Annotated in this window: 3 protein-coding genes and 1 pseudogene; 3 read left to right on the forward strand and 1 reads right to left on the reverse strand. The window is 77.3% G+C overall.

The genetic code is table 11. The annotated features are described in order from the left end of the window. On the reverse strand, window positions 1-550 hold a 550-nt coding region (locus HCN52_RS21175), incomplete at its 3' end, for an SMI1/KNR4 family protein (RefSeq protein ID WP_209314816.1). A gap of 273 nt (window positions 551-823) precedes the next feature. Between HCN52_RS21175 and HCN52_RS21180 the strand changes: the two genes are divergently transcribed. From HCN52_RS21180 to HCN52_RS21190, 3 genes and pseudogenes are all read left to right on the forward strand, one after another. Further along, a complete protein-coding gene (locus HCN52_RS21180; RefSeq protein WP_168090048.1) occupies window positions 824-1780 on the forward strand; it encodes an STM4015 family protein in 957 nt (318 codons plus the stop codon). A gap of 166 nt (window positions 1781-1946) precedes the next feature. After that, window positions 1947-2930 (forward strand): STM4015 family protein, encoded by a 984-nt coding sequence (locus HCN52_RS21185; protein ID WP_209314817.1) that lies wholly within the window; start codon window positions 1947-1949, stop codon window positions 2928-2930. After that, a pseudogene (locus HCN52_RS21190) lies at window positions 2927-4084 on the forward strand (STM4014 family protein); the annotation flags it as partial. The gene HCN52_RS21185 and the pseudogene HCN52_RS21190, both read left to right, overlap by 4 nt. Between the last annotated feature and the right edge of the window lie 1638 nt (window positions 4085-5722).

Below are 5722 nucleotides of genomic sequence, written 5' to 3' on the forward strand. Positions count from 1 at the left end.
CCCGCTGCCCCGTGGCCAGCGCCACCGCCACCGTCGGGAACCCGGCGAACGTCGCGGCGAACGGCACCGGGCCGCGGCCGTCCCCGGCGTCGCGGAGCACGGGGCACTCGCCGTCCGCGCGGCGCGCCGCGACGTCGAACCAGTAGCGGTCGCCGTCCGGTTCCTCGGCGAACGCCAGCAGACCCGGCCGCTCCTCGCGCCGCCACGGCGCGGTGACCGCGTCGTGCTCGTCCTCCCACCCCGCCGGCGCCACCACCGCCGTCTCGGCGCCGCCGATCCGCCCGCCGCCGAACTCCGTCAGCCAGAAGCGGAACGACGGCGGCAGCTCCCCGGTGACCCGCTCGACCGCCGCCACCTCGGCGGCGCCCGGCGCCGCGCCGCCGCCCGCCGGTGACACCACCGGCGAGCCGAGCGCCAGCTCGCGCAGCCGGGCCGTGTCCGGCGTCGGCCACCGCGGTCCCGGGGCGGGCGCGCCCCGGGACCGCTCGCCGTCCGGGTCGGCACCGCCCAGCCGGCCCGTGTCCCCGCTGTCCCCCGTCGTCGTCCTCATGGTCGAAGCCTGACAGCCGGGTCCGACAACGCCGTTCGGCCCGTGGGGCGGACCCGCTCGCGGCGGCGTGTTCAGGCCGCCCCCCGGCAGCGGCTGCGACGTGTCGTCCACAGCCGGCACCGCCGCTGTGACGGACGGTGCACGGGCGCGGCGTGTTCCTGCCGGTTTTCCACAGGCTCGCCCCCGCTGTCGGTCGCCTCTGGCAGCATCAGCCCCACTCGTCACGACGCCGGGTGCGATGACGGGGGAGAACGCGCCGTCGCTTGGAGAACCATGACCATCGATCAGCATCTGGACACCTTCCACGACCTGCCGGTCCGCCGCTTCGGACCGCCCTCGGCGGACCACTCGGGGGTCACCGACCACGGCTCCGTGGCGTGGCGCGTCCACGTCGACCCCTACGGCGACGAGGAGGAGGCGTTCACGGAGGCGTTCGGCCGCTTCCGCGAGACGGTGGAGCTCGAGCAGGTCTCGGCGCTGGTCATCGGCTCGTGGGGAGAGGTCTACGACAGCGACTCCTCGCAGGTCGTCGAGAGCATCCTCGCGGTCAAGGACCGGCTGACCTCGCTGCGGGCACTGTTCATCGGCGACCTGGTGCTGGAGGAGGCGGAGATCTCCTGGATCGAGCAGTCCGACCTCACCCCGCTGCTGGAGGCCTTCCCCGCGCTGGAGGTCCTCGGCATCCGCGGCGGCACCGACCTGGTGCTGAAGCCGGTCGAACACGCCGCGCTGCGCACGCTGCTCATCGAGACCGGCGGTCTCCCCGGCGAGGTCGCCCGGGCCGTGGGCGACAGCCGGTTCCCCGCCCTGGAACGTCTGGAACTCTGGATCGGCCAGGAAAGCTACGGCTGCACCACCACCACCGAGCACCTCGCGGGGGTGCTCGCCGGTACCCGGCTGCCCGCCCTGCACCACCTCGGTCTCCGCAACGCCGACGAGCAGGACGCCGTGGCCGCCGCCGTGGCGGCCGCCCCGGTCGTCCGGCAGTTGCGGACGCTCGACCTGTCGATGGGCGCGCTCACCGACGCGGGCGCCGACGCCCTGCTCGCCGGGCAGTCCCTGGCGCACCTGCGGTCGCTCGACCTCTCCTACCACTACCTCAGCGACGACGGTGTCGCCCGCGTCCAGGCCGCGATGGACGCGGCCGGCGTGGCGGTGGACCTCTCCGACCAGCAGCACCCCTACGTCCACGGCGGCGAGGAGCACCGCTACTCGGCGGTCGGCGAGTAGCCGTCCGGCGCGGGCGGCGGGCGGGGCCGCTCCCCGCCCGCCCCTCCGGGCCCGTGCCGTCCGGCCGCAGGCCCGCCCGGGCGCCCGCGTGCCGCGCGCACCACCGCACCACAGCACCTCGACCCGTCGGCGGCTCCCTGCCGGCGGACCGCCCCCAGGGGGAGCCATGACCGACCACGACCGCACCGAGCCGTTCGTCGACCTGCCGGTCGAGCCGTACCGCGGGCCCGAGGGGGCCGCCGCCGTCACCGACCACGCCGCGGTCGCCTGGCACGTCTCCTTCGACCGCTCGCAGCGGAGGAGCCCGCTCTTCGCGGAGGTCTTCCGCTCCTTCTGCGACCACGTCCGCACCGGGGAGGTGCGGGAGCTGCGCATCGGCACCTGGGACGAACTCGGCGACCACGGCTCGGAGGAGGTCGTGGCGCTGCTCTGCGAGGCGGCCGGCCGCCTTCCGGAGCTCCGCGCCCTCCACCTCGGCGACATCCCCTGGGAGCAGTCGGAGATCTCCTGGATCACCCAGTCCGACGTCACCCCGCTGCTGGAGGCGTTCCCCCGACTCCGCCGACTCGTCGTGCGCGGCGGCGGCGTCCGGCTGCGCCCGGTGCGCCACGACGCGCTGCGGCTGCTGCGCATCGAGACCGGCGGCCTGCCCGCGAGCACGGCCCGCGCCGTGGGCGCCGCCGACCTCCCGTCGCTGCACCACCTCGAACTCTGGATGGGGGAGGAGGAGTACGGCGCCGATTCGACCGTCGACGACCTCGCCGGGATCCTCTCCGGTGAGCGGCTGCCGAGCCTTCGCCATCTCGGGCTGCAGAACAGCGAGTACCAGGACGCCATAGCCGCAGCCGTCGCCACCGCGCCGGTCCTCCCGCGACTGCGCTCGCTCGACCTCTCCATGGGGGCGCTCGGCGACGCCGGCGCCACCGCGCTGCTGGCGGGCCGGTCCCTCGCCCATCTGGAGACGCTCGACCTCTCGCACCACTTCATGAGCGACGAGGTGATGGGCCGCGTCCGCCGACACCTGTCGGCGCTCGGCGTCGCGGTCGACCTCGACGAGCAGCTGGAGGAGGAGCACGACTGCGAGGAGGGCGCGGAGGGCGGGCCCGACTGCGACTGCGTCAGGTACCGCTACGCGGCGGTCGGCGAATGATCCGCACCACCGTCGTCGGCAACCCGGACAACCGCCGCGTCGCCCTGCACGCCGCCGCGGTCCGCGCGGCCGGCCTGCCCGCGCCGCGGGTGCTGCCCTGGCAGGAGGTGCTGACGACCCTGCACGAGCAGGGTGCCGCGGCGCTCCCCGGCTTCGCGCCGGACGAGATCGTGCGCCTGGACTCACCCGGTGAGGACCCGGCGGTGGACGCGCTGCTGCGCGGCGCGGGCGACCCGACCCGGGTCGAGGGCGGCGCACGTTGGTACGAGCGGTTCACGAGTGCGGCCCGCGCGGTGGGGGCCCGGGCTCGTGCGGACGGCGCCCGGTTGCTCGACGACCCCGAGGAGCTCGCTGTCCTCTTCGACAAGCGGCTCTGCCACGGCGTGCTGCGCGGCGCGGGCGTGCCCGTACCCGAGTCGCCCACCTCGGGCCCCGCCGCGCCGCGGGTGCGCGGCTGGGACGACGTCCGTGCCGCCGGGCTCCGGCGGTTCTTCGTCAAGCCCGCCCACGGGTCGTCCGCCTCCGGAGTGATCGCCGTCCAGTGGGGGCCGGGCGGTCGCATCAAGGCCGTCACCTCCGTGGAGCGGGACCGCGACGGCGGGCTCTTCAACTCGCTGCGGGTCCGCACCCTCACCGCCGAGGCGGAGATCGGCGAACTGGTCGACGCGCTCGCGCCCGACGGACTGCACCTCGAACGCTGGTGGCCCAAGGCGTCGCAGGGTGACCGGCCGGTCGACCTGCGGGTGGTGGTCGTCGCGGGGCGCGCCACCCACGCCGTCCTCCGCGCGGGCCGTTCCCCGATGACCAACCTTCACCTCGGCGGTGTGCGGGGCGACCTCGATGCCGCGCGTCGGGCTGCCGGCCCGGTCTGGGAGGAGGCGCTCGCGGTCTGCGAACGCGCCGCGGCCCAGTTCCCGGGGACGCTCTGTGTCGGGGTGGACCTGCTGCCCGGCGTGCACTGGGAGCGTGTCGCCGTGGGCGAGGTCAACGCCTTCGGGGATCTGCTGCCGCGGCTGACCGGGCTGCCCGGCAGCGGTGCCGAGGGGCTCGACACCTACGGAGCGCAGGTCTCGGCGCTGCTGCGCGGCACCGGACTCCGGGGCCCGGTGGCCGGGTCGCGACCTGCCGAGGTGGGCTCCGCGACGGTGGCGGCCCCGCAGCCGCGGCCGAGGTGGGAGGCGGCGCGGGGGGAGGCGGCGGTGGGAGCTCCTGCTCCCGGGGTGGCTCCGGCGGTGGTGGCGTCGGGCGGTCCCTGGCCGTCCGTACCCGCGTTCGCGGCGGCAGCCGCACCCGACGGCGGTGGTGCGGTACCGCAGGAGGAGCCGTCGACGCCCTCGTTCGGGTCCGCGCCGTGCGGAGCGGCGGACGCCGAGCCGCCGGAGGAGCGCGGCCTGCCGGTGCAGGAAGCCGGTGAGCAGCCGGAACCGATGGTGATGATGCCGCTCGCCTGGCGGGGGAGCGGCACCGATGCCGGGTGACCCCGGGGCCGTGGCTCCGCGTCGGTCGACGCCTGACCGGCCCGCCGCGCCACTGCAATTGCAGCGGTCGCCCCCGGTGCGCCCCTGCCCGGAACCGCCCGGCAGGGTGACCGCGTGGACACCGTGGACGGCGCGAGCAGTGCGCAGCACAAGGGAACGACCGAGAACAGTGTGGAGGGCGACGAGGTGGCGGGGCACCGCGACAGCATCGGGAGATTCGGCACCGCGGCGGGCGGCGGACGGCGCCCCCGGCCCGGCGTGGGGGAGACGGTCCCCGACGCAGCGCCACAGCCGCACGGCACCACGGGGCGGGCGGCCGGTACGGACGGGCCGACACGCGCCGGTGACGCCGCATCGGCCGACGGCTCCGTCGCGCCGGGGGGAGTGCGTCGCGAGATACCGGCCGATGTCGATCCCCCGTCCGTGACGGCGGCCACCGGCCCCGGGCGCCGCTCAGCGGGGCTCGCGCCGACAGACCGACCGTTCCCCGGACCCGCACGGGCGCGCCGCCTGCCGTCGGACGCCGCCGCGCCGCAACCGGACGCCGCGCGGCCGGGGGCCGGAGGCCGCGCGCCGTCCGCCGAGGCGCGGCCGACACCCTTCCACCGACCGTCCGCCCTCGGGGGCGCGGCCCCCGAGCGCACGATCCCCGAGCACACGGCCGACGCACCCCGACCGGCCGGGCCCCGGAGCGCCGGAACCAGCGGAGAGCGGCGGCCGGACGAGCCGGCTGCCCCCGCCCCGACCGGGGTGGCGCCCCCTGCGGCTACCCCCACCCGCACGCCTGCTGCGCGGGCCGGTGACTCCGGCTCCGTGGCCGCGCGCGGAACGTCCGATTCCGCCGTCCCGGGGCCCGGCCGGTCGGCGGCGGGGCCCTCGGCAGACCTGCCGAACCCTCGCCGAGCCCCGGCCGCCCCGGGAGCCGCCGCGCCACGGCAGGCGACCCCGAACCCGACGGGCCGGCGAGCGGCGCCGTCCACCACGTCCGTCCCGGTCGGGGACCAGGGCGCGTCGGCGGCACCGGCCTCGGCCGGTGAGCCTCGTCCGGCCGCGCGGCCCCGAACCGTGCTCCGCCGCCCCGGAGCCGGCGCGCCCGCCGCCGGCCCCGACTCGGCCGACACGTCGGCTGTCACTGCCTCGGCCGCCGGGCCCGTCTCGGCCGCTGCTCCCGTGGGCCGCGCCGCGGCCGGCACCCCCGCCGACCGCAGCCCTGCCACCGTCGCGGAGCCCACCTCGGCAGGTCGCGACCCGGCCACCGGGCCCCGGAGTCCGGTGCCGCGCAGCAGCGCCGAGACCTGCGCTCCGTAGGTGTCG

It is taken from the genome of Streptomyces bohaiensis, assembly GCF_012033785.1.
GTDB classification, from domain to species: Bacteria; Actinomycetota; Actinomycetes; order Streptomycetales; family Streptomycetaceae; genus Streptomyces; species Streptomyces bohaiensis.

Coding starts and splice junctions, on each gene's coding strand:
- HCN52_RS21180 (WP_168090048.1), top strand. CDS start 824: ATGACCATCGATCAGCATCTGGACACCTTCCACGACCTGCCGGTCCGC.
- HCN52_RS21185 (WP_209314817.1), top strand. CDS start 1,947: ATGACCGACCACGACCGCACCGAGCCGTTCGTCGACCTGCCGGTCGAG.